Genomic DNA, 24,875 nt, shown 5'->3' on the forward strand with positions numbered 1-24,875 from the left:
TTTCATAGTGGCGGTTTCTCCTTCTTGGTTTGTCCACCACCGTTATACCAAACGGTTTAGGAGACCGCCACTTTCAATTTCCACGATTTTTGGGACATAGCCGGGCTCTCGCCGGTGACAGTTTATTTGGTAGATGGACGAGTATGGGTCTCGATGGGTGGCAAGCAGTAGATAACTGGAAACATATTAGCCAGTTTGTTAGGTCACCTTCGGAAATTAGGGCAGCTTGGCAAGCTGCTATGCAAGGTGAAAGGGCTTTTTCCACAGCTTCTAATTGGTCGCAGTTCTTGGGCAATGCTTCTAAACCATTGAAAGTGGCAGGGGATTATGTAGCCCGGCCTCTGAAGGCTGCGGGTAAGCTCGCTCCTATATTTGCGGCGGTGGATGTGGGGATTTCCACAGCTGAAGCGATTGAAAACTTTAGCAATAATGGTTTAAAAAGTGTGGATGGTTGGGCCAACGTTGGAGAAGTGATGATGTCCGGGGCCGTGGTTTTAAGTGCGAGCGGTGTGGGAGCACCTGTTGCGGCTGGGGTCGCTGTGGTGGGAGGTGTGATTTGGGGAGTATCAAAAGGGATTAAGCATTGGGATACAATTAAAGAAACGGGCAGAAAAGTGGTTAATGGGGTAAAGGCACTGAAAGATGATCCGGTAGGAACAACGAAAAAAGCATTTAAGGTAGCAAAAGATAAAATCGGTGGGGCAGTTGACACGGTGAAAGGATGGTTTAGTTAATGTATCATCGGGTGATACCCGATGATACAAACTTTTTTGGAGGGTTCCCAATGATTAAGTTGAGTAATCTGCCTGATCAAATTATGAAGGTAGCAAAGAGTTATGAAAAGGAAAATGAAACATTTGATGTTTTCCCTGCTAAGTTTTTAATTGATAATACTTTCTATTATTATATTGATTTTGTTCCAACATTTGCTCAATTAATTATTAGAGAGGATGGAACAGTCCCACCAATTAAGGAAATAGAAAAGGTTTATTTATATGCTAATGGATATAATGCTTCTATTCATGTTTTAGGAACTATTGGGGAAAAATGGAGAAAAACCTACACAATAAAAAATTATTATATGCTAAAAAAAATATTAGAGAAGGTGAGGGGGATTTTCAGAGAGATGGAACCAACAGAGGATGTTAAACAAGCCTTAGAAACTTTTATGAAGGTTCCTGATGTAATCATTAAACACCAAAGAGTTATTAACCAATCGGTGGAAAACGGGAGAAAAGCAACTGTTGAAATGCGAAAACGGGAAATCGTCACTGTGGAGGATTATAAGCAAATGAGAGGCTATCAGGTGGACATGGTTCGGAGCGCTTACTGGCAAAACGAGATCCAATTTAAAACCGCTGATGAGAGAGAAAAAGTGATGGATTATCTGGCTTCGATCCGATCCCTCTCCAATTGGAGGGTTTTGTGGTTATATCACCGTTTGAAGCCTTATCAACAATACATGTATACAAAAGAAAAAAACCCAAAGGAGTTTCAAGAGATGCAAGATTTGGCAGAGGAGATCTTTAAGGATATCCCGATTGAAGAGAATCCACAGGCTTTAGAACATATTAAATATCTTAGAAATCCTCGGAGGTGACTTGAGTGACACCGTTCAGGAAGCCTTGCGGTTATTTAGAGAACGATTTTGGTTGATTCTCCTTGTGGTAATCTTGTATGTGGTTCCCATGCAGCTGCTCTATACATTTGTTGTAAACTATGCTACATGGCCTTTTCAACTGTTTGGAATCCCAATTTGGACGACGATGATTCAAGCATTCTTTATGTTTATCTGTTTGTTTCTCATTCAGTTACCCTTTATCAGCATGGCCTTTCAGTATGCTCAGAATGAAGAGGTCCGATTGGGAAAAACATTTACTGGTGCATTGGAATCTATGTTTTCTATTTATATCATGGGTATATTTCTATCGCTCTTAATGGTGATAGGCTCTCTCATTTTTATTGTCCCAGGGTTTGTTTTAATGATCTTGTTCTTCGGTGTTTCCTGTGCGGCAGTAATGGAAGAGAAAACGTGGTGGAAAGGACTGAAGCAATCCTTTCTATTTGGGAAGGAGCATTTTTTTAAATTGTTGAGTTGGACGGTCTTATTTGGAGTTATCGATCTCATCGTTAGTTTTGTAACGTATATCCTGGTTTATTCTATTACTGGGCTTTATCTTGTTTTAAATCTTTCATTGATCATGGTTAATGGGTTGATATTTTCTATTTTATTCTTTATTGTCGCTTTTTACTATTATGACTGGTCTGATGCGGGGATTGATGTAGTCGAATTGAATATTTAAGGAAGGGAAACAGGGTAGCACTTACCTGAGATAAAGGCCACACCACAATGCATGGATTCCAGGTGTGGTTCCTTTTATCATGATATGGGGAAGCGGATCTGATGAGCGGTTTTGGGATGCGCGAAGTATACATTGTCCCTATTACTATCCCCGAATAAGAAAAGGAGCTCGTAGAATCTTAATGATCCGATCCGAAAAACCTATTCTGGTATTCTCTTGCCTCTCTTTTCTGGCAATGACTGCGTGCCAAAGTAATGAATCTCAACCTACAGAGACCACTTCCAAATTGGAAATTCCACCGGAAATAAGGCCATGCACATCTTCGCGAAAGACCGGAAATAATTGATTCCTTCATCCATCACAACCGCTTCACCTTCCGTGTAATGAAGATGTGCCAGGTGTTTGGTGTTTCCAGAAGCGGTTACTATGCGTGGTTAAAGCGCCCCCAAAGTGAACGTGCAAAAAAGCAGGAAGAGCTGTCCCAAGCGATTCATCGGATCTTTCTCCGTTCCTACATGTTGTACGGGAGTCAAGATCACGCAGACTTTACGATCGCAGGGGCATGTGGTTTCTCAGAAAACGGTGGCCCGTCTCATGAAGGAGAAGAGTTTGCGCTCTCGTACTTTTTCCCCATTCTTTCATGCCTTTTGACACTATTCTTCAACTCAGCGTTAAAGCAGATTGAGGATCAAGTGGAGGAAGTGAAGCAACAACAGCGGAACTGATTTGGAAGTGTCATGGCGAAGCTTGTGTAGCCGGGATGTGCTCTCATTAAAACGACGGGGCTGCTTTTTGCTATAACTCTCCCGGAGTTCTTCCTGAAGATCAATCTGTACCAGAATAGTATATCAACCCCAAACGCTAACCTTAGGAGGATGAGATGTGAAGCGGTTTTGCCGTGTGTTCATGGTCGCTTTGATTTGGACAATGGTTGCCACAGCCTGCATAAATCCTACGGGAACTTCAGACCGGCCCTAACCGAAAACAACCGAGAAAAAACCGACAAAACCTGCCAAGGATGTGGAAGGGATGCTGGAGGAGGGACCAGGGCTTTTGGCGGGAGATCGTTATTCCGAAGCCAAAGCTGAGGAAGAGCTGAAAAAATTGCCGAAAGGACTTACCGCTGAGAAAGCGTATATGGAGCTGATTCGCCTTTTTGCCGAGGATTACCGTCCGGTTGTAAAAGAGATCAATGAATTTAACACCAACCCCTACTTTACCACGGATCAGCCGGGAGATCTAAAAGCATCTGAAAAGGCTCGGGAGAAGAAACTGAATGTGGTGATTCTGCTGGACGCCAGTGGCAGTATGGCGGGAAGGGTCCCGGGAGGGCAAAAGATGAAAGTGGCCAAGGCGGCTGTCAAACGCTATGCCTCTTCCCTGCCAAAGGAGGCGGAGGTCTCCCTGCGGGTCTATGGGCACAAAGGAAGTAACCAAAGCAAAGACAAATCGATTTCTTGCAAGAGCACCGATCCGGTCTATCCGCTTTCTGCCTATAAAGAACAGGAGTTTGATCAAGCTCTGGATCAATTCCAACCCACCGGCTGGACTCCGATCGCCTTGGCGATGAAAGAGGCAAAGAAGGATCTGGAAGAACAACAGGAAGAAAATACAGAGAACGTGATGTATATCGTCAGTGATGGAGAGGAAACCTGCGGCGGGGATCCGGTAAAAGTGGCGAAGGAACTGAATCAGTCCGATATCAAGGCAGTGGTCAACATCATTGGCTTTGATGTGGATGACCAAGGCCAACGGGCATTGAAGGCTGCTGCCAAGGCAGGTGGAGGAGAGTATTTCAGTGCTCGGGATGAAAAGGATTTGAGAAGTTATCTGGACGGTCAAAAAACTCAACTATGGAGAGAGTGGTTTAATTGGGGGGCTGAAAACTGGGAGAATGTTTCACAACAATATGTTAAACATCTGGAAAAACTGGAGGGGTTTCCCTGATGGTAAAATCGACAACTTATTGTGGCACAGTATAAGCAATTGGAAAAGGGGGCTGAGGTGCTAGAACAACAAAAGAAAATTGATGGTGAAGAATACAATAAATTAATAATCTTATTGAACAACGAAAAGATAAACTTACTTCATATCGAGAAGAACGTTATGATTCACTAGATGGGGAATTGAGGAAAAACAGGGATGAACTACAGGATTACATTGATGGAAAAAGGGATGACGAACAAAATAAATTAGAATAGGATTTTTGGTGAATAAAAACAAAAAGGGGAAAGAAAGGTGATCCATAAAATCAAACGAGGATTGGCCATCCTGATGTTCGTGATCTCATCCATCGTGTTTGGCATTCGCATGATTCCTCCCAAATTTGACTTCCTCCGGCATTACTCCTAAGGTGGTATGGGAAGCCTATAATTAAAAAGGAGTTGCGATTGAATCGATGAGTCGTGGGAAACAGGTTGCGATATTTGTGGTGATTGCCGCCTTGTTGGTGGGCGGAATCTATCTTTGGGGTGGGAATGAGGGGCAGAAGTCCGAAAAAGGGACGATTAAGATCGCTCATAATAACTATGTGGAAAATATCGCCGTTTGCTATTTGTGGAAGCAGATCCTGGAAGAGAAAGGGTACCGGGTGGAGCTGACCCAGACGGAGAAGGCCCCCTTGTGGACCGGTGTGGCCAGCGGAAATATGGACATGACACTCGAGGTGTGGTTGCCCCATACGGATGCGCCCTACTATGAGAAATACAAGGACCGGGTAGAGCTGCATGAGGCTTGGTACAAAGGGACGGCTCTCGGTTTGGTCGTACCGAAATATATGAAAGATGTGGAGACGATCTCCGACCTGAACCGATACAAAGATCAATTCAAACGGGGAGACAATCCCTCCATTGTGGGGATTGACCCCGGAGCCAGTCTGATGAGGCTGACGGAAAAAGCGATCCAGTCTTATGACTTGGATTACAAGCTGATCGAGAGCTCCGAGCCAGCCATGCTGAGTGAATTGGACACCGCTTACAAGAAAAAGGAGCCGGTGGTGGTGACACTATGGAACCCCCACTGGGTATTCAACAAGTATGATCTGAAATACCTGAAGGACACCAAAAAAGTGTATGGTGAGCCGGACACCATTTACTATGTGACCCGGAAAGGGTTCAAAAAGGATCAGCCGGAAGTGGTCCGGTGGATGGACAACTGGCACATGGATGATGATTCCCTGGGAGCACTCCTGAAAAACATGGAAGAGACCGATAACCCGGAAGAGGCGGTCAAACAATGGATGGACGACCACCGGGAGCTGATTGAGGAGTGGACAAAAAAATAACCGATACTCCCCCTGATCTCGGATCAGGGGATTTTTATCGGAGTGGATTGGGTTCTCTTGTTTTCCAGGACCTTTGAGTATATCTTAGAATTCATAGGATCAGCTCATCAGGAGGTATTTGCCAGGTGAATCAAATATTTGAGACGCCGGAGCCCTCCCGGGAATTGAACCCTTGGTTTTCCATGTGGATTCGTCCCCGGGAGACCGTGCGGCAAATCATGTGGACCAAATCCCATTCGTATCATTGGATCTGGCTGTTGCTGCTGCTGGCGGGGGCGGATTCTTTTTTGGACAATGCATCCGGCCGGGATTTGGGAGATAAGATTCCGGTTCCGTTGATCTTTATTTTTTCCTTTATCCTGGGGCCGATCACGGCGGTGATTGGATGGGCCATCTTCACGCTGTTGGTGGTGTTGTCAGGCAAGATTCTTGGGGGAAAAGCCACCTTCAAGGAGGTCTCCCTGGCCACGGGGTGGGGACTGGTTCCGATGGCTTGGGGATTGCTCTTGTGGGTCCCGGAGTTGATTTTGTTTGGTGACAGTCTCTTTATGAAGGATCTGCCGGGTTTGGATGGAATTGTGGCGGCCCTGTTTTTGCTGCTCTTTTCATTTGTGGAAATTTCCTTGGTAGGTTGGAGCGCGGTGGTGACGGTTGGAGGGGTGGCTGAAGTTTATGGTTTCTCCAATTTGAAGGGGTTGGGGACCTGTGCATTGGCTGTCTTGTTTATGTCGATTCCGCTGATCCTGTTGCTTTTGCTGGTGGCTGTGATCGGTTTGATGGGAATGATGGCTATATGAAAAAAGGAGCGGCTCAGTTCGCTCCTTTTTCAACGTCGTATTCAGATTGCTGATTAAACCCTATCATCCTTGAAGCGTTGTGAACCACGTCATCAAAGTGCTCCAAAGGGAATGAAGATGATTTGTCTATTCCCTTTAATGAAAGCTAGCTTCTTCGGTTCCAAAAAAGTAATTTACCCCATCCTTACACCATGTTTGACCGCCCTCTTTTGGGGCGTTTTCATAGCGCGATCCGTTGAGTTTGGCTATAGTAAGGTGTGTAGCGATAATCCATCAAGGGAGGTTTAGACTGTTGAAAAACCGATGGTGGATAGGGATTTTCGCTCTGGTGATTGTTTTTAGTCAAGGATGTTCACAATTGGTTATTCAAACGGATTCCACTAAAACTGAGAAAAAAGAGAACGATACAGAGGAGGCGGCGCAAAAAGCGGAGACCGAAAAAGAGGAAAAGCCTCCAGAGCACACCGAGTTTGAAGGCAGACAAATACAAGATGTATTGTGGCAAGGGCCCGGGTTATACGGTGGTGACAAATTTGATGAAGCAAAAGTGAAGAAAGAAATTGATCAGTTTCCGGAAGGATTGGATGCGGCGGAGTATTACCATCGCTTGTTAAGCTTAGTGGCCGCCGATTATCGGCCTTATGCGCAGTTTTTTGATCGGTATGACACGTACATGGGGATTAACGATCCCGGTCCGGATGGGACCATTCGACTTCCCGAAGAGCGAGAAGTCAATGTATTAGTGTTATTGGATGCGAGCGGCAGTATGGCGGCAAAAGTGGATGGCGAGATCAAGATGGACCTTGCAAAAAAATCCATTCAAAAGTTTGTCTCTGCTATGCCGGCAAACGCAAATGTTTCTCTTTACGCCTATGGTCATAAAGGAAGTAATAGTCGTAAAGATAAGAAAGTATCCTGTGGGGCGATTGAAGAAGTTTATGAACTGAGTCCTTATCAGTCGGGCCAATTTAAACAAGCACTGGGGGTGATTAAGCCTGTTGGGTGGACGCCTCTGGCTGCTGCCATGGAATCTGCAAAAGACCACTTAGCTGGAAAAACAGGCGATCATGTACAAAACATTGTCTATGTGGTCAGCGATGGCGTAGAAACCTGCGATGGGGATCCGGTCAAGGCAGCGAAGGAGTTGAACCAATCTAAAATTGAAGCGGTTGTAAACATCATTGGATTTGATGTTGATGACGCGGGTCAACAAGCCCTGAAATCCATTGCCAAAGCGGGGAATGGTACATATGCCTCAGCCAACTCCCGCTCCGACCTGAACGAGCATTTTGAGAAAGAAAAAAGAAGGTTAATCGATGAATGGTATAGCTGGAGTGCGCGAAATGTGGATGAGCTCTTTAAAGCGGAAAAGAGTAAAGTGGATGAATTGTACGCCGAAGAGAAAAACATGTTGAATCTTGCTAATGAAGAGGAGGAGCGACTGCTGAAGTTCTCCTCTTATATCCAAGACAAGTTTGATATCAAGGGATATGAAATAAATCCGATGGCCCGCGAACGTGGGCGTATCGTTCGGATCTATGTAAGAGATTCAGCGAGAAAATTACGGATTGAGATAAGGGACAATGCCCGAAAAGCCCGGATCGCTGTTCGAGATAAAAGCAGGCAGGAACGAATCGATCTGAGGAATAATTAAAATGTGCTTAAATCCAAAAGGAACCAATGAGTCGGCCCCCTGTAAAAAATCCTTCGATCACTAAAGATGATATCCTCCGCTTGCGGGCATCAATCAAGTGGAGGCCGTGGCCGCTTCACTGATGCCCCGCAAGTTGGGAGCATACCCGCGGCAAAACGGGTGAGTCTGGGCCTGCGGGAATTTGGCCGGATCGAAAAGACCTTGTGCCCCCTGGAAAGATGAAAGGTTCAGAACTTCGCTGCCGGGTTCAGGTGGGTCTTACCAAGGGGAAGGGAAAAACGCCCTCGCCCGGGCCGTCATTTTCAACCGGTTATACGGACGATTTCGCGGGGTACCTGAAGAAGTGTTCAAACAAACAAAAAATCCCTGAAAAACGTAATCAGAGGGCGTAGGCAAAGCTTTTCTGCTGACTACGACCACGAAAAACCGGCTCCTTAGCGTGCAGGGAGCCAGTTTTTTTGAGTCTAAAGACTGCGGCTACGCCTTTTTAGGCAGCTGAGTCGGGCCAGCTGTACAATTTTCCCAAAATGATCCGGTTGCCCTTCTACACAATCTACCCGACCGAAAAATATGGCGGATCAACACGCCGGATGGAGTGTATTGGACGGGACTTTCCGTCGCCCCAGTGATGTGTGTCCGGAGAGTTTTACCGGAAGTTACGATGAATCCCCCTTCAGGGACTGGTAAGGACCTCCCACTTCCTCCAGCCAGACGGCTTCGGCTTCCCGTTTTCCTTTCTCCGGTTTGACCGTCAGCAGCATCACGATCCCAACAATGAAGAAGAAAGCGAGGGAGAAGATCCCAAAACGGCTGGAGCCGGTGAGCTGACCCACCAGACCGAAAACAAAGGGGCCAAAGATGGAGGCGAACTTTCCGGACAAGCCAAAGAACCCGAAAAATTCCGCGTTGCGGTGAACGGGGACCAGCCGGCTGAAGATGGAGCGGCTCAAGGCTTGACTGCCGCCTTGAACAGTACCGACCAGGATTGCCAAGGCGTAGAAATGGGGTGCCGTCTGCATGAAATAACCCAGAATGACGATCGCCAGATAGATGAACAATGTGGAGATCAGGGTGGGCATGGAACCGATCCGGTCGGCGATCCAACCGAAGAAGAAAGTGCACGGAATTCCGACAAACTGGGTAATCAACAGAGCGGCGATCAGATCCGTCTGACCGATGCCGATCTCCCGGCCGTAGATGGTAGCCATCTTGATGATGGTGTTGATCCCGTCAGAGAAAAACCAGAAGGCGATTAAAAACTTCAACAATTCGGGATATCGTTCCAACCGGCGGATCGTATTCCAAGTGGAACGGATCCCGGTAGCGGCGAGGGCGGCGGGGCGAAGCTTCACTTTGGGGGAGGTTTCCGGGTCCCGCACATGGCGGAAAAAGGGGATGGAGAAGATAAACCACCACAGGCCCACCGACAGGAAGGAAAGCTGGGTGGCCACGAGAGAGTTCGGCAGAAAAAAAGCTTCCGGAAATTGAATGGCAGCCAGATTGAGGGCGAGCAGGATGCCGCCTCCGATGTAGCCGTAGGCATATCCCCGGGAGGAGACCCGGTCCCGCTCTTTCTCCGGGACCAAGTCCGTCAGAAAGGCATCATAAAAGATATTTCCCCCGGAGAAGGCCAAGGTTCCCAAAATTACGAGCAGGGAGGCCCACAGCCAGTTCCCTTCGCCGACGAAGAAGAGGAGGATGGAGGACAGGACACCCATATAAGTAAAAAAGCGAAGGAAGGCCCGTTTGGAGTGGGAGGCATCGGCGATGGCTCCCAATACAGGGGATAAAAGCACCAGGAAAACGAGTGCGATGGATTGGGTGTAGCCCCAGTAAGCCGTCTTGGTGGCTCCGTCCAGGCCCTTGCCGGCCACATCGGCATAGAAGATGGGCATGATCGCCGCCATGATCGTGGTGGCATAGGCGGAATTGGCCCAATCGTAGAGGACCCACGCACGGACTGCTTTTCGGTTTGACATCGGATCATTCCTCTCCGCTGTTCCGGCAGTTTGGGCCGGAAGCGTCCGTATATTGGGAAATTTCCATCCAAAAGCAGTATAACACAGCCTCGCTCCGATCCGGTATCCTCTCCCAGGTTGTAAAACCCGCCAAGTTCCGGGGGAAAAGGGTGTCCAGCCCTTTCGCTTCATGATAAAATAAACCCAGTAGAACAGTGTGGAAAATTGTTGATTGGGGTCAAAACTTCGGGGCTGGCAAGTTTTTGGTGTCGTCCTGACGGTGTATTACCTGTGAAGGAGTCAGATTGTCCATGAAGATCAAACAGAAGGGTGAGCGGATCCGGAGCACATTCCGGGTGTTCCAGTCTTTTCCCTTCATCCAGGGTGTTCTCTACTATGCGGAAATCACCCCTCAACAGGGTGAATCTTCAGAGCCCCTCCCGACGCGATTCCTCCACGGACTGGATATTCGACTGGTCCGGAAGGGGACAGATCTCCGACGTCTGCTGAAACGGGACCGGAGCGCTTTTTTTCCTGTTCAGGGTTTATTTGTGGAAGAAGGGACTCTTTATCAAGTGTTTGGAAAATTGGAAGGAAATCTGATGGCCCACTATCTTTACCGCTCCGTCCCCCTTCCACTGAATCAGGTGACCCATTTCCTGCGGAGTATTACGGGTCATTTGGTGCGGATCCACAAGCAGGGAATGTTTACTGTGGTCCATCCCCAAAATATGCTGATCACCACGGATTCCGTCCGATTCCTGTATGGAGGGCCATTGGGTCTTTTGCCCAAAACAAGGGGGAGCCATACCGGTACGCTGGATCCAGTGGCTGTCCGGCAACAGGATCAGTCGATGGATGCATACTCCCTGGGAGCACTCGCCTACATCATGTTAACCGGTACCAACCCGGCCCCCGGCGGGAAGTTGTTGCCGGTTCGTTCCTATCGCGGGGATGTGCCGCAACCCTTGGAACATCTGATCATGCAGAGCTTATTGTCCGCTCCCCGTTCCCGGCCCCGTGTGGAGGAGTTTTGGAGTTTGGTGAAAGAGGACAACTCCCAACGGATTTCCTGAACCGCGGCTCCCTCAACAGGGGGGCGGGCAATCGGGAGACAGGGGGGCATCGAGGAATCTGTGACGGTGAGATTTGGACCAGGAGCGGGTCCTCTTTTGTGCAATCATCGGATCTGCTTTCATCATCAGAGTTTTAAACCTCCGGTCTCCCTTTGCGTCAGAGAAGACCGGCGGATTTGCGCATGCGTCTCCTGTGTCCCGCGTCCGGAGAGGAATTCCACCGAAGCGGTCGTTCAGGGATGTGGCAAGAAACTTCCAAACCTCGAAGGGAGGAAGGCGACGGTGCGTGTGTTGATGGTGTTGTTCAAGGATATCCATTATGATGCCAGGGTGCAGAGGGAGGCGGTAGCCCTTGCCCAAGCCGGTTGGTATGTGGATATCGCCTGTCTGCATATTTTGCCGGACCCCCCACCAGTTCTTCACGACCGGGTGCGGCTGCTGCGTTTTCCGGTGCACACCAAGCGGATCAAGCACTATGTGGATCAAAAGACAAACCCGAGTATCCAGAAAGGGGTTTATCGGGTCGTTCGCACTCCCATGATTCAAATCGCGAAAGACGCGATGACTCGGAAACATTTTGCAACCCAACTGTGGGAGCTTTGCGAACATGCCTGTTATGACGTGGTTCATTGCCACGATGTTCACGCTCTGAGCATTGGAGTCTATCTGAAACGAAAGAAAGGGCTCACTCTGATCTATGATGCCCAGGGACTCTTTGATGAGAAAAATGAAAAACGGTGGGAACAGGTAAGAGAGCACCGGGCGGAATCCAGGTGGATGGACTGTGTGGACTACCTGATCACTGTGAACGAGCTGTTTGAAGCCGAGTACAATCAGCGATATCCAGACATCTCCACCACTGTGCTACGAAACATCCCCGAAAGTCTGCCCCGGCTGCCATCGGAAAAGAACTACTTCCATCGAAGGTTCGGATTAAATTCCGAAGACAGAGTCGTTCTCTACCAGGGAAGATTCACCCGTAACCGAGGGCTGGAGGAGCTGATTGAAGCTTTTGTTCCACTCCCCTCACAACATAAACTGGTCTTGCTCGGATACGGAGAGTGGAAGGAACAGATCTTGCGGCGGATTGAAGATCGGAAACTTCAGGACCGGATTTTCTTTCATCCACCACTTTTGCCCAAAGAATTGCTTCAGGTGACGAGCCATGCCGATTTGGGAGCGGTTCTGTATCAGAGCACCTGTATGACGGGTCATCTGACCACCCCGACCAATCTTTTAGAGTATATCCAAGCGGGGCTTCCCGTCGTTTCCAGTGACCATCCGGGAAAGGCGATCGTGGTCGGTACATACCAGACAGGGCGGCTGGTGGATCCCCAAAATATAACAGAGATCACCGGTGCGATCCGGGAGATCCTCTCGAACCCCGATGCTTTTCTGATTGGAACCTACAAGGCGCGGAAACTGCTTCAGTGGGGCAAGGAGCAGGAACGCCTGGTGGAACTTTACCGCCAGGTGCACCTTAATCGTAGGGAATGGCCGGAGAAGGATCAGGAAGAGGATGCAATCTCGATCCAGCCGCACCTGCGTCAGCTCTGACAAAGCAGGGCATGCTGAAAGGGCCTTTCAAATCCGTCGGGATCGGGATGATGAACCTTTGGCGATCCGACTTTCCGCAAGGTGCGGTTCCAGGGCCTCCAGGGCCTGTCGGGACCGCTTTTTCTTTCTCTTTCCTTGACAACATTCCAGGTTTCCTGTAGGATAAAAGTTGTTTTGATAGTGGAATACGGGGCTGTAGCTCAGCCGGGAGAGCGCCTCGTTCGCAACGAGGAGGTCGGCGGTTCGAGCCCGCTCAGCTCCACCAACCCATCCACCCCCACATGGACCCAATCCCCATGCGGGGGTTTTTACTGTCTTGAGCCGGCCGGAAGAGAACCGAAGAATCTGTGGATTCAACTGGAGGTGTATCGAGGAAAGATGGGGGAAATGTAATGATGGGCAGTGAGAAAAACAGCCCAAAGGAGGGCTCTGTTTGGGGAACAACCAACGCGAAAAAAAAGGCTTCCCAGGGTGGCTCGGCGGGGTCGGGGCTCTGATTGCAGGTGGAATTCCTTCCATATTGAAACTGGGGAAATTCGGCGGAACACTGATCAGCATGGCAGTATCGGCTTGGGCCTATTCCCTGGTGTTGCAATTTCCCTGGTCCTTTTCCATCGGCCTCGTCGTCATGATCTTTATTCATGAAATGGGCCACATCTGGGCAGCCCGCAGGAAGGGACTGCCGGTGTCCGCTCCAGCTTTCATTCCTTTTTTGGGTGCATTGATCATGATGAAAAAGCAGCCCCAGGATGCGGTGACCGAAGCCTATATTGCCTTTGGAGGTCCTTTGGTGGGGACGGTGGGAGCTTCGCTCACCTATCTAGTGGCATGGTGGACGGGGTATGAGGTGCTGTATCCTGTGGCTCTGATTGGATTCTTCATCAATTTGTTCAACCTGTTGCCGATCCATCCCTTGGACGGCGGTCGGATCGTGACAGCGATCTCCCGATGGTTGTGGGTGGTGGGGCTTGTTCTCGGTCTTCTGTTGGTTTGGGTGCTTAAGAGTTTTCTGCTTCTCCTGATCTGGTTTCTCTTCGCATTTCAACTCTGGAGCTCATACTTGTCCCGTCGCCGTCATCAACCGCGTCGATTGGAAACCACGGTGGAGGTGGATCCGGTCGCCTTTGACAGCCGGGGGGTCTCGCTGCCCCGTCCAAAGGAATACCGGGATCTGTCTTTTATCCAATACTGTTCCCTGGAGGAACGGGAGCATGTTTGCGATGTGTATTACCCCGGGATCGGTCTGATCCACCGGTTAGAGGGATTCAGAGGGGTTTTTCAGAAAATCCGCCTGTTGCAAACAGAGACCCAAGAGACTGAGGACGGTCCCAGGATCCGGATGAAGCTGGAGACCCACTATCTGAGGGGGGCAGAGGAGCAGATGCTTCGATCGGATGCAGAGTACTATGCGGTTCCCCCCCGGACTCGCCTGGGATACGGCTTGGCTTATATGGGACTGGCCGGTTTCCTGTTGTTTATGGTGATGATGGTGGGGCGCTTTTCCTTCTTCGGCCCCCGGATAGTCAGTTGAAAGACCCGCGGTTACCACCGCGGGTCTTCATCCATTTCAGTGATTCAGTTTCGGAAACCGTGTCGGATGGATACACGATTATGTCCACTGTGACATCTCTTGGAACGTCGTCTCCGGTAAAGCTGAAGGAACACCAGCTTGCTGTTTCCGGATCGGTAGGGGACGATAGCAGGGGTGGATTTCTCCTCGGTCTCAACCGGATGCGGATCGCTGAACCAGCTTCGTATTCGATGATAGATCGAAGGACGAATCTTTTTGGGAGATTGGACCCAAGAAGCGATCTCCCTCTGTTTTTGACGGGTTTCCATTTCCATTACATACGGATTCATATTCATCACTTGAAGTCCTCCTTTTTATATGGGGAAATACAAAAAACGCCACAAACCGACGGTCTGTGGCGCAGGATTAAAAAACACCACAGGCCGATGACGACCTGTGGTGTCTGTTTCAACAGCCATGGAGTGTGGGTAAAAACACCCCGTCCGGAGGTCGTCGATCCCTTATGTCATTTTTGGACACACGAACCCCTGCCGCAACGGTTGCAATCACCGTTCGGATGGATGTGAATACAGAAACCCCGTCCATGGGCAGACGGGTCCCCCGGTTTACAGCGTGGGCAAAAACGTGTAACATTTCGACGACCTCCTTTCAACCCTATGTTTTGGAATATAAGTTATTTTACAGAGGTTGGTACCCTTTGTCAATATTAAAAAAATTTTTGACCCCGGTCCGAAATCTCCAACTCTGGACGGGGTATGGTGAAACTTGATCGACGCAATATATATGGGAAAGGGGAGACTTCAATGTCAAAAGAACGAGGGGAAGCTTTTATCTTTGATTTGGACGGGACACTCTTTCAAACCGATCTGGTGGCGGTGCCGGCTTTTCACCGGACGCATCGACGATTGCAGGAACAGGGGCTTTATCAGGGAAACCCGCCCACAGATGAACAGGTGAAATCGGTCTTCGGGATGACTCCTGACGGGGTTTGGGAGAGGCTGATGCCCGGAGCATCCGACGAGGCGAAAAAGATCGCCGATGATTGGTGGTTGCAGGACGAACTGGATTGTCTCGCTGAGGGAATGGGAGAGTTGTATCCCGGGGTTGACCGGGGTCTGGAAGTTATCCACCGACAGGGATTTCGCCTGTTTGTGGCCAGCAACGGGCGGGCTCCCTACGTGCGGGGCGTTTTGCGGGCTTTTGGAATCAGCTCTTGGTTTACGGGAATATATTCAGCAGGGGAGAGAGAGGTTTTTGACAAAAACCGGCTGGTGGCTCTTTTGATGAAGGAACATCAGGTAAACTCCGGTTGGATGGTGGGAGACCGAAGCTCTGATGTTCAAGCGGGGAAAGCCAACGGGCTGACTGTCATAGGATGTAGGTATGCCGGTTTTCCCCGATTTAGTGACGGGAAGGAACTGGAGGGTGCCGACCGCTTGATCGACTCCTTCAGCGAACTGTTGACGTTGGCTGGGTAACGCCTAAAAGCGTTGTGAAAGAACTGCTACAGGGAGGGTTGGGTTTCACATGGAGTGATTTTGGATCGTAAGAACAACGAAAACGACATGTGAAACCCAATCCCGACCGGCCCGGCCCTATGCTGATAAACACACCTGTCTGAAGAAATAAGCGGTTGAGGAGGGTCTGGATGGGAGAGGATCAGATCTGGACGATTTCCTACGGGGAGACAGCTGTGCGTCTATTGGTCGCTACACTCCTGGGAGGGTTGGTGGGGTGGGAGCGGGAACACAACAACCATCCTGCCGGTTTCCGGACCCATATTCTGGTCTGTGTCGGATCTGCCTTGATCATGTTGCTGTCCATTTATGGATTTCCACAGTTTATGGCCGAAAAGAATGTCCGCTTCGACCCCGGTCGCATTGCGGCTCAGGTGGTGAGCGGAATTGGTTTTCTGGGGGCGGGGACTATTCTCCGTCAGGGTTTGACAGTCAGCGGACTGACCACTGCCGCCTCCCTGTGGGTGGTGGCGGCGATCGGGCTGGCGGCGGGAGCCGGTTTCCATTTTCCCGCCTTTCTGACCACCCTGCTGGCGCTAGTCAGTCTGGAATTGCTGAACCGGCTGGAAGGATGGCTTTTTCGCCATCAGTTGTTGAAGCGGATGCGGATCCAGGTGGCCAAACAACCGGGAAAACTGGGGGAGTTGGCAACTGCGGTGGGAAGGTTGGGGATCGATATCAAAAAAGTGCAGATTGATGAAGGGGAAGCGGAGGATCCGGAGATGGAGATTCTCTTTATCGTCCGAATTCCCAACGGGATGGAACCGACAGGGTTGCTGGACCGGGTGCGGCAAGTGGCAGGCGTGCGGTCGGTCGATCTGGATTGACTCCCTTTCTGTATGAAAAAGCCCCAGATGCGGCAATATGGATACTGTCAATGTTGCCCCTTGGCAAGGGGAGAGAGAGTTCAGTATAATGGAATTATCAAGGTCAAAGTCAGTCAAAGTCAGCGGGAGGTTATCCAATGACATGTCCAGTATTTCGGACATCATCGAAGAATATCTGCTCAACATCCTGAAACAGACTCCTTCCGGGACGATTCAGGTGAAGCGGAGTGAATTGGCGGAGCTCTTTCAGTGTGTTCCCTCCCAGATCAACTATGTGATCAGTACCCGATTCACCGTTGAAAAAGGTTTCATTGTCGAAAGTAAACGGGGCGGAGGCGGTTTTATCCGCATTCGAAAGGTCCGTTTTTCGACGAGAAAGGCTTATTTTGATGTCCTTCTCCGCATGATCGGCAACCGGATGACACAGCAGGCGGCGGAAGACCTGATCACCCGTCTCACCGACGAGGGGCTGATGACCGAGAGAGAAGGGCGCATGGTGGGCAAGTTGATTTCCCGGGATGTGCTGGATTTGCCGGTCTCCCTTCGGGACGCGGTGCGGGCCCGGATCATGCGCAATGTGGTGATGACACTATTCGCAAGCAAAGGAGAGTGAGCCCCGAATGCAGTGTCAGGAGTGCGGGAAACGACCGGCCACCCTTCACTACACCAAGATCATCAATGGGGAAAAGAATGAGTTTCATCTCTGTGAAGTCTGTGCGAGAGAAAGAGGGGAACAGATGCCGGGTATGGACTCCGGGTTTTCCATTAACAATCTCCTGTCCGGTCTTCTCAATTTGGACGGCCAGTTTGCGGAACAACAGGCTCGCACCGCGGCCCAGGCACAGCCTCTCCGCTGTTCGACCTGTGGTCTGACCTACAGTCAGTTCAGCAAGATCGGACGGTTCGGTTGCAGTGATTGTTACCGTGCCTTCTCCGCACAGTTGGATCCATTGTTCCGACGGGTGCACGGACACACCACCCACCGGGGCAAGGTTCCGGAGAGGACCGGCGGTAAACTTCGTGTTCGCCGGCAGATCGACAAACTGAGGCAGGAAATGTCCATCCGAATCGAAAATGAAGAATTTGAGGAAGCAGCCCGCTTGCGCGACCGCATTCGGGACCTGCAGGAGAAACTGGACAGTTAGGAGGAGGAAGCCCTATGTCGCTCCCACGCTTTACACAGCATGCCTTGAGTGAATGGATGAAGGGAAAAGGTCCCCGTTCAGACATCGTGATCTCCAGCAGGGTCCGAATCGCCCGCAACTTGTCGGGATTGCCCTATCCCATGTTGGCGACCTCCTCGCAATCTTCAGAAGTCGTGCGACGGGTGGAGATGATCCTTCGGGAAGAGGGGAAACCTTCAGTATTGGAGGATGCGGAGTTGATCCGCATGGATGATCTCAGTGACCTGGAAAAACAGGTGCTTGTGGAGAAACATCTGATCAGCCCCCACTTGGCGGAGGAGTCCCGACACGGGGCCGTGGTCCTCAGTCCAAACGAAGCGGTCAGCATCATGGTCAATGAAGAGGACCACATCCGAATCCAGTGTCTGTTTCCCGGTTTTCAGCCGGAAGAAGCTTGGAAGTTGGCCGATGAACTGGATGATTGGTTTGAACGTCAGCTCACCTACGCATTCAGTGAGACCAAAGGGTATCTCACCAGCTGTCCCACTAATGTGGGGACGGGAATTCGGGCTTCGGTGATGGTCCATCTGCCGGCACTTGCTCTGACCCGGCAACTGAATCGCCTCTTTCCGGCCATCACCCAGGTGGGATTGGCGGTTCGTGGGATCTACGGGGAGGGGAGTGAGGCTCTGGGTAACCTGTACCAAGTATCCAATCAGGTGACGTTGGGACAGCGGGAAGAGGAAATCATTCAAAAGCTGGAGGGGGTGGTGCGGCAGATGATCGAGCACGAGCACACCGCCCGGCAACGGATCCAGGAGGCCTCTCTCATCCAGTTGGAGGACCGGATTCACCGCTCCCACGGCATTCTTTCCAGTGCACGGGTGATCAGTTCCAAAGAGGCCATGGAACGTTTGTCCGATGTACGGTTGGGAATCGATATGGGTCTGATCTCCGAAGTGACTCCACAGGTGATGAACGAACTGATGGTGATCACTCAACCCGGATTCTTGCAGATTCGGGCCAATCAACGGTTGGATACAGAAGAGAGGGATATTCGCCGTGCCGCAATGATCCGGGAACAGCTTTCCCTGAGGCAGAAAAGGGAATACTGAAAAAGAATCCACTCAGAAAGGGGTGCATCAATCCCATGATGTTTGGAAGATTCACGGAGCGGGCTCAGAAGGTGCTCGCCCTGGCACAGGAAGAAGCGGTTCGACTGGGCCACGGCAACATTGGTACGGAACATATCCTGTTGGGTCTTGTGCGAGAAGGTGAGGGCATCGCCGCCAAGGCTCTGATGGGTTTGGGTCTGGGCCTGGAAAAGGTACAGAAGGAAGTGGAGTCACTCATCGGCAGGGGCCAGGGGCAACCGACCAATATCGCCTACACCCCCCGGGCCAAAAAAGTGATCGAACTTTCCATGGATGAGGCCCGCAAGCTGGGACACACCTATGTCGGAACCGAGCATATCCTGTTGGGGTTGATCCGGGAAGGGGAAGGGGTGGCCGCCCGAGTCCTGAACAATTTGGGAGTCAGTCTGAACAAGGCCCGACAGCAGGTGCTGCAGTTGCTGGGCAGCACCGAGGCAGTCTCATCCCACCAGGCTTCCGGCAGCAGTGCCAATACCCCCACCCTGGACAGCCTGGCCCAGGACTTGACCGCCGAGGCCAAGGAAGACAAACTGGATCCGGTAATCGGGCGCAGCAAAGAGATTGAGCGGGTGATTCAGGTGCTTTCCCGCCGCACCAAAAACAACCCGGTCCTCATCGGGGAGCCAGGAGTGGGGAAAACCGCCGTCGCCGAGGGCCTGGCCCAGAAGATCCATGATGGGGAAACCCCGGAAACCCTGCGGGGAAAACGGGTGATGACCCTGGATATGGGGACGGTTGTGGCCGGAACCAAATACCGGGGTGAATTTGAAGACCGATTGAAGAAGATCATGGATGAGATCCGTCAGGCGGGAAATGTAATTCTGTTCATCGATGAATTGCACACCCTGATCGGTGCCGGCGGTGCTGAAGGAGCCATCGATGCCTCCAATATATTGAAACCGGCACTGGCCCGGGGTGAGCTTCAGTGCATCGGGGCGACTACTCTGGACGAATACCGGAAATACATTGAAAAGGATGCCGCCCTGGAACGCCGTTTCCAGCCGATCACCGTGGATGAACCTTCCACGGAAGAGACGATCCAGATTTTAGAGGGGCTGCGGGATCGCTATGAAGCCCATCACCGGGTGAAGATCACCGATGAAGCGATTCAGGCCGCGGTGAAACTGTCTGACCGTTATATCACCGACCGGTTTTTGCCCGACAAAGCCATCGATTTGATCGATGAAGCAGCCTCCAAAGTTCGTCTCTCCTCCTTTACCGTGCCTCCTGACCTGAAAGAGATGGAGCAAAAACTGGAAGAGGTGCGCAAGGAGAAGGATGCCGCTGTCCAGAGCCAGGAGTTTGAAAAAGCGGCTTCTCTCCGGGACAAAGAGCAAAAACTGCGGGAAGAATTGGAGTCGACCCGCAACCGTTGGAAAGAGGATCAAGGAAAGACAGATTCCGAAGTGGGACCGGAAGACATCGCCGAAGTGGTGGCCAACTGGACGGGAATCCCGGTGCGGAAACTGGCTGAGGAGGAGTCGGATCGACTGTTGAATCTGGAGAAGATTCTTCACCAGCGGGTTATCGGGCAGGATGAAGCGGTACTCTCCGTCTCCCAGGCGATCCGGCGGGCCCGGGCCGGTCTGAAGGATCCCAAACGGCCCATCGGCTCCTTTATTTTCCTGGGTCCGACTGGGGTCGGCAAGACCGAATTGGCCCGGGCCCTGGCAGAGGCGATGTTTGGTGATGAGGAAGCGATCATCCGCATCGATATGTCCGAGTATATGGAAAAACACTCCACCTCCCGGCTTGTGGGAGCTCCTCCCGGATATGTGGGCTATGATGAAGGGGGACAGCTGACAGAGAAAGTTCGACGGAAGCCCTACTCCGTCGTCCTGTTTGATGAAGTGGAAAAGGCCCATCCTGAAGTCTTCAACGTCATGTTGCAAGTGTTGGAAGACGGACGGCTCACCGATGGAAAGGGTCGGACGGTGGATTTCCGCAACACGGTGATCATCATGACCTCCAATGTCGGTGCCAATCTGATCAAACAGAATCAGCGTCTCGGCTTTTCCGTCGGGGACTCTTCCCAAGATGAATACGAAGCGATGAAAGATAATGTGATGGAAGAGCTGAAAAAAACCTTCCGTCCCGAATTTCTCAACCGGATCGACGATGTGATCGTGTTCCACTCCCTCAAAGAGGAACACTTGCAACAGATCGTCAACCTGATGTCCAATCAATTGCGCAAACGCCTGCAGGAACAGGAGATCGACTTTGTGTTGACCGATGCGGCATCCAAATACCTGGCCAAGGCCGGTTTTGATCCCACCTATGGTGCCCGTCCCCTGCGCCGGGCGATTCAGAAACACATCGAAGACCGTTTGTCTGAGGAGTTGCTCAAAGGAAGCATCAAACGGGGGGATACGGTGGAGATTGACGAGAAAGACGGGAAGCTGCTGGTTCGGCACAAGGAGAAAGCTCCTTTTGTTCAGTAACAATCAATTTTATGCACCTCCCGCTGGTTCGGGAGGTGCGTTTTCTTGAATAAATTTGATATAATTGGGATCGAAACCATATGGATGATAAGGGGACAACGGGTGGCAAAAAACAAGACGAAATTCGCATGCCAGGAATGTGGTTATGAATCGCCTAAATGGATGGGACGATGTCCCGGTTGTGGCAATTGGAACACGATGGTGGAAGAACGAACTGTCCAAGGAAGGGGCACTCATCGGGAAACCGGGATCCGGCGACGTCCGGCACTTCCGATCACTGAAGTGAGCGGTCAGAAGCACCCCCGATCGGATACCGGAGTCCGGGAATTGAACCGGGTGTTGGGAGGGGGGTTGGTTCCGGGATCGATGATCCTGGTCGGAGGAGATCCCGGCATCGGAAAATCGACACTGCTTCTTCAGGCTTCCCATCGGCTGGCGAAGCTGGGGATGCCGATCCTTTATGTATCCGGAGAGGAATCTGCGGAACAGATCCGGTTGCGGGCGGATCGTTTGGAAGCACTCCATCCTGGGTTGTTTGTGGCCGCAGAGACGGATCTGGACGCCGTCGAAGCCTTGGTGGAGGAGGTCTCCCCCCGGCTGCTGGTGGTGGATTCCATCCAGACCGTCTATCTTTCCGATGTGACATCGGCGCCGGGGAGCGTGGCCCAAGTGCGGGAGTGTACCGGTCGTCTGATGCGTCTGGCCAAAGGACAGGGGATTGCGGTGATTATCGTCGGTCATGTCACCAAGGAGGGGGCGATCGCCGGTCCCCGGATGCTGGAGCATATGGTGGATTGCGTGCTTTATTTTGAAGGGGAGCGTCATCATACATACCGGGTTCTTCGTGCGGTCAAGAACCGCTTCGGCTCCACCAATGAGATCGGTCTGTTTGAGATGCGCACCCAGGGTCTCGCCGAAGTGGAAAATCCCTCGGAGATGTTCCTGTCCGAGCGTCCCGCCGGTGTCTCCGGATCGGCGGTGACCGCCAGCATGGAAGGAACTCGGCCTGTCTTGATCGAACTTCAAGCTTTGGTGGCACCCACCAGTTTCGCCACACCGAAACGGATGGCATCGGGGCTGGATCATAACCGATTGACGATGATCATGGCAGTGTTGGAGAAACGGCTGGGTTTGTTTCTGCAGAATCAGGACGCCTATGTCAATGTGGTGGGAGGCGTCCGTCTGGATGAACCCGCCGTGGACTTGGCGGTCGCCGTCAGCCTCGCTTCCAGCTTCCGGGATCGACCCACCGGGTCAAAGGATGTTCTGATCGGGGAAGTGGGCCTGACAGGGGAGGTGCGGGGAGTCAGCCGCCTGGAACAACGGGTGGCGGAGGCAGCCAACATGGGATTTCAACGGGCGATCCTGCCCAGGAAAAACAAACGGGGTTGGACACCGCCGGACAATCTGGACATCGTATGGGTTGAATCTGTGGAAGAAGCACTGGAAGCGGCGCTGGGAGGGTCGAATCATTGAAAGAAGAGAAAAAGAATCACTTTGAGAATGATACATTGCGCCTGGTGGCACCCGGTACCTTGTTCCGTGAAGGTTTGGACAATGTTCTCGGAGCCAAGACAGGGGCACTCATTGTGGTGGGATACGACGATTCCGTTCGTGAGATTGTCGACGGGGGATTCCATATCGATTGTCCTTTTGCGCCGGCCTTTCTGTACGAGTTGGCCAAGATGGACGGGGCCATCATCCTGTCCGATGACGGCAGGCGGATATTATATGCCAATACACAGTTGGTCCCCAGCTCCTCCATTCCTTCGACGGAGACAGGGATCCGGCACCGGACCGCCCAGCGTACCGCACGGCAGACAGGGAAATTGGTAATATCCATTTCACAGCGTCGCGATGTGATCACCCTGTATCAGGGAAATCACCGGTATGCGCTCAAGGAAATCGGAGTGATTCTCACCAAGGCCAATCAAGCGATTCAAACCCTGGAAAAATACAAATCCGTCCTGGATCAGTCGATGACCAACCTGAGCGCGCTGGAGTTTGAAGAGTTGGTCACTCTGAACGAAGTGGCGATGGTGATCCAGCGAATCGAGATGGTCTTGCGCATCAAAAGCGAGATTGAGCGGTATATTAACGAATTGGGAACCGAAGGCCGCCTGATCAGCATGCAACTTGAGGAATTGGTAGTCCATGTGGAAAAAGAGGCCCACCTGGTCATCCGGGACTACTGTTCCGATCCGAACTGTCAACCTTCGGAAGTGTTGGCCCGGCTGAACAAACTGTCTGCGGACGAATTGCTGGAATACACCCATATTGTCCGCGTTTTGGGGTATCATTCTAATAACAATCTGCAGGAGGAAGCCGTGGCCCCGAGAGGGTATCGGATTCTCAACAAAATTCCCCGCCTCCCGGCACCGATTATCCATAACCTGGTTGAAGGCTTTGAATCTCTTCCGCGGGTGATGATGGCCACCATCGAGGAGTTGGATGAAGTGGAAGGGATCGGAGATGTACGTGCACGGGCGATTAAGGAAGGGCTGAAGCGGATCCAAGAACAGGTCTTTATTGACAGACATATCTAAATTCCATAGAATGAATACACTATAAACCAGGGCTGTTGATTAACCAGAAAATGGGCAGTGAAAGGGAGTCGTGTACTACCATAGCGAGACCGGAGGCGAAACAACCCTGGCGAGACTTGTGTCCTATGAGTGCAACCGGAACGCGGTAGTACACGATCTCCCCGCCTGAAATATGGCTATCAACACGCCTGACCATAAACGCGGGGAAGGGGGGGCTTTACCGCCAGGGAGGCGGCATCTTCAGTACTATAGGAGGTTCCCTTTCATGTTTGCACGAGCCTTGCCGAGTATCTTCACCGTCGGGAACTTGACCTTGGGGATCATGGCCATCATCCTCGCGGTGGAGAAACAATGGGAGTACGGGGCGATCCTGGTGATCATCGGGATGTTTCTGGATGGGCTGGACGGCCGGGTCGCCCGGATGCTCAACACTCAGAGCGAATTCGGGAAAGAGTTGGACTCTCTTTCCGATGTGATTTCCTTTGGGGTGGCACCTGCACTGATTATGTATAAATCCATTCTTTATCAACTCGGACCGATCGGCTGGATCATCACTGCCGCATTTCCCGTCTGCGGTGCCCTTCGTCTGGCACGTTTCAACGTGAAGCCCGGGATTCCCGGCTATTTTATCGGGCTCCCCATCACTGCCGCCGGGGGTGTTCTCGCCACCATGGCTCTGTACAGTGATATGGTGAATGGGCCCGCTTTTATGGTTTTCGGGATGTTGTTTCTCTCTTTCCTGATGATCAGTCAGATCAAATATCCCAACTTCAAAAAGCTGGGAATTCCCAGAAGTGCTTATTGGATCGCCCCTTTGATTATCATCTTGATGGGGGGATTGGCGGCTCGCTTTCCGTCGGAGTTTCCCAAGATTGTCTTTATTCCCTTGGCTCTGTATGCTTTTTATGGAGTTAAGCGTTCCATTTCGAGAAGGCGTCACAGGGACAGGGATGAGCCAATCGAAGAACTGAAACCGTGAAAAGATGAAACACCCCTGTGAAACTGGTATTATCCCCATACGGTAGACAGTGAAAAAAGTCCATCTGGTAAGATGGACAAAAGCACTGAACTGCCGGAGGGGATTTTCTTATGGCGAAAAAAGGGCAA

General features: G+C 51.2%; 23 protein-coding genes, 1 tRNA gene and 1 pseudogene. 22 read left to right on the forward strand and 3 right to left on the reverse strand.

Annotated elements, in window-relative coordinates; translation table 11 throughout:
* Positions 1 to 143: 143 nt before the first annotated feature.
* The 9 genes and pseudogenes from IEV46_RS16520 to IEV46_RS18735 form a co-directional block, all read left to right on the forward strand.
* Positions 144 to 734, forward strand: a complete 591-nt coding sequence (locus tag IEV46_RS16520) for a hypothetical protein (protein WP_188433623.1) — start codon at positions 144 to 146, stop codon at positions 732 to 734.
* A gap of 50 nt (positions 735 to 784) precedes the next feature.
* Positions 785 to 1,600 carry a hypothetical protein gene (locus IEV46_RS16525; RefSeq protein WP_188433624.1) on the forward strand — a complete coding sequence of 272 codons (816 nt, stop codon included), beginning with the start codon at positions 785 to 787 and terminating at the stop codon, positions 1,598 to 1,600.
* A gap of 1 nt (position 1,601) precedes the next feature.
* Positions 1,602 to 2,303 carry a hypothetical protein gene (locus tag IEV46_RS16530; protein WP_188433625.1) on the forward strand — a complete coding sequence of 234 codons (702 nt, stop codon included), beginning with the start codon at positions 1,602 to 1,604 and terminating at the stop codon, positions 2,301 to 2,303.
* A 398-nt stretch (positions 2,304 to 2,701) separates the two neighbouring features.
* Positions 2,702 to 3,028, forward strand: coding sequence for a hypothetical protein (locus tag IEV46_RS18800; RefSeq protein WP_229736192.1), 327 nt, complete (start codon positions 2,702 to 2,704; stop codon positions 3,026 to 3,028).
* 304 nt (positions 3,029 to 3,332) lie between these two features.
* On the forward strand, positions 3,333 to 4,250 hold the full coding sequence (locus IEV46_RS16540) for a VWA domain-containing protein (protein WP_188433627.1): 918 nt from the start codon (positions 3,333 to 3,335) through the stop codon (positions 4,248 to 4,250).
* Positions 4,251 to 4,701: 451 nt separating this feature from the next.
* Positions 4,702 to 5,586: a glycine betaine ABC transporter substrate-binding protein gene (locus IEV46_RS16545; protein ID WP_188433628.1), complete on the forward strand. Its 885-nt coding sequence runs from the start codon at positions 4,702 to 4,704 to the stop codon at positions 5,584 to 5,586.
* 125 nt (positions 5,587 to 5,711) lie between these two features.
* Positions 5,712 to 6,383, forward strand: a complete 672-nt coding sequence (locus IEV46_RS16550; protein ID WP_188433629.1) for a Yip1 family protein — start codon at positions 5,712 to 5,714, stop codon at positions 6,381 to 6,383.
* A 292-nt stretch (positions 6,384 to 6,675) separates the two neighbouring features.
* Entirely contained in the window at positions 6,676 to 8,037 is a 1,362-nt protein-coding gene (locus tag IEV46_RS16555; protein WP_188433630.1) for a VWA domain-containing protein, read from the forward strand.
* Positions 8,038 to 8,102: 65 nt separating this feature from the next.
* A pseudogene (locus tag IEV46_RS18735) lies at positions 8,103 to 8,350 on the forward strand (Tn3 family transposase); the annotation flags it as partial.
* Between the two features lie 343 nt (positions 8,351 to 8,693).
* On the opposite strand, the gene IEV46_RS16560 reads toward IEV46_RS18735, so the two are convergent.
* Positions 8,694 to 10,187: an MFS transporter gene (locus IEV46_RS16560; protein ID WP_373284637.1), complete on the reverse strand. Its 1,494-nt coding sequence runs from the start codon at positions 10,185 to 10,187 to the stop codon at positions 8,694 to 8,696.
* Positions 10,188 to 10,306: 119 nt separating this feature from the next.
* Here IEV46_RS16560 and IEV46_RS16565 point away from each other — a divergent pair, with 119 nt between their 5' ends.
* From IEV46_RS16565 to IEV46_RS16580, 4 genes are all read left to right on the forward strand, one after another.
* Positions 10,307 to 11,071 carry a serine/threonine-protein kinase gene (locus IEV46_RS16565; protein WP_188433632.1) on the forward strand — a complete coding sequence of 255 codons (765 nt, stop codon included), beginning with the start codon at positions 10,307 to 10,309 and terminating at the stop codon, positions 11,069 to 11,071.
* Between the two features lie 66 nt (positions 11,072 to 11,137).
* A complete protein-coding gene (locus tag IEV46_RS16570) occupies positions 11,138 to 12,628 on the forward strand; it encodes a glycosyltransferase family 4 protein (protein WP_268235929.1) in 1,491 nt (496 codons plus the stop codon).
* Positions 12,629 to 12,817: 189 nt separating this feature from the next.
* A tRNA-Ala gene (locus IEV46_RS16575) sits at positions 12,818 to 12,893 on the forward strand.
* Positions 12,894 to 13,061: 168 nt separating this feature from the next.
* Complete coding sequence (locus IEV46_RS16580) at positions 13,062 to 14,159, forward strand: site-2 protease family protein (protein WP_188433634.1); 1,098 nt, start codon at positions 13,062 to 13,064, stop codon at positions 14,157 to 14,159.
* 44 nt (positions 14,160 to 14,203) lie between these two features.
* Here the strand turns inward: IEV46_RS16580 and IEV46_RS16585 are convergent, their stop codons facing one another.
* A complete protein-coding gene (locus IEV46_RS16585) occupies positions 14,204 to 14,494 on the reverse strand; it encodes a hypothetical protein (protein WP_188433635.1) in 291 nt (96 codons plus the stop codon).
* Positions 14,495 to 14,606: 112 nt separating this feature from the next.
* Positions 14,607 to 14,792, reverse strand: a complete 186-nt coding sequence (locus IEV46_RS16590; protein ID WP_188433636.1) for a hypothetical protein — start codon at positions 14,790 to 14,792, stop codon at positions 14,607 to 14,609.
* Positions 14,793 to 14,962: 170 nt separating this feature from the next.
* Between IEV46_RS16590 and IEV46_RS16595 the strand changes: the two genes are divergently transcribed.
* The 9 genes from IEV46_RS16595 to pssA all read left to right on the forward strand — a co-directional run bounded on the left by IEV46_RS16595 (position 14,963) and on the right by pssA (position 24,747).
* Positions 14,963 to 15,637 (forward strand): HAD family hydrolase, encoded by a 675-nt coding sequence (locus tag IEV46_RS16595; RefSeq protein ID WP_229736193.1) that lies wholly within the window; start codon positions 14,963 to 14,965, stop codon positions 15,635 to 15,637.
* A gap of 170 nt (positions 15,638 to 15,807) precedes the next feature.
* On the forward strand, positions 15,808 to 16,503 hold the full coding sequence (locus tag IEV46_RS16600; RefSeq protein WP_188433638.1) for an MgtC/SapB family protein: 696 nt from the start codon (positions 15,808 to 15,810) through the stop codon (positions 16,501 to 16,503).
* A 142-nt stretch (positions 16,504 to 16,645) separates the two neighbouring features.
* Positions 16,646 to 17,116, forward strand: a complete 471-nt coding sequence (locus IEV46_RS16605; protein WP_188433639.1) for a CtsR family transcriptional regulator — start codon at positions 16,646 to 16,648, stop codon at positions 17,114 to 17,116.
* A gap of 7 nt (positions 17,117 to 17,123) precedes the next feature.
* Complete coding sequence (gene mcsA, locus IEV46_RS16610; RefSeq protein WP_188433640.1) at positions 17,124 to 17,648, forward strand: protein-arginine kinase activator protein McsA; 525 nt, start codon at positions 17,124 to 17,126, stop codon at positions 17,646 to 17,648.
* A gap of 14 nt (positions 17,649 to 17,662) precedes the next feature.
* A complete protein-coding gene (mcsB, locus tag IEV46_RS16615; RefSeq protein ID WP_188433641.1) occupies positions 17,663 to 18,742 on the forward strand; it encodes a protein-arginine kinase McsB in 1,080 nt (359 codons plus the stop codon).
* Between the two features lie 35 nt (positions 18,743 to 18,777).
* Entirely contained in the window at positions 18,778 to 21,222 is a 2,445-nt protein-coding gene (locus IEV46_RS16620) for an ATP-dependent Clp protease ATP-binding subunit (RefSeq protein WP_188433642.1), read from the forward strand.
* Between the two features lie 102 nt (positions 21,223 to 21,324).
* Positions 21,325 to 22,698, forward strand: a complete 1,374-nt coding sequence (radA, locus tag IEV46_RS16625) for a DNA repair protein RadA (protein WP_188433643.1) — start codon at positions 21,325 to 21,327, stop codon at positions 22,696 to 22,698.
* Positions 22,695 to 23,768, forward strand: a complete 1,074-nt coding sequence (gene disA / locus IEV46_RS16630) for a DNA integrity scanning diadenylate cyclase DisA (RefSeq protein WP_188433644.1) — start codon at positions 22,695 to 22,697, stop codon at positions 23,766 to 23,768. Before radA ends, disA begins: the two co-directional genes overlap by 4 nt.
* Positions 23,769 to 24,033: 265 nt before the next feature.
* The gene (pssA, locus tag IEV46_RS16635; protein ID WP_188433645.1) at positions 24,034 to 24,747 is read left to right on the forward strand and encodes a CDP-diacylglycerol--serine O-phosphatidyltransferase; all 714 of its coding nucleotides are present in this window, start codon (positions 24,034 to 24,036) and stop codon (positions 24,745 to 24,747) included.
* Positions 24,748 to 24,875 lie beyond the last annotated feature (128 nt).

The organism is Kroppenstedtia guangzhouensis (assembly GCF_014637345.1).
Classification (GTDB): domain Bacteria; phylum Bacillota; class Bacilli; order Thermoactinomycetales; family DSM-45169; genus Kroppenstedtia; species Kroppenstedtia guangzhouensis.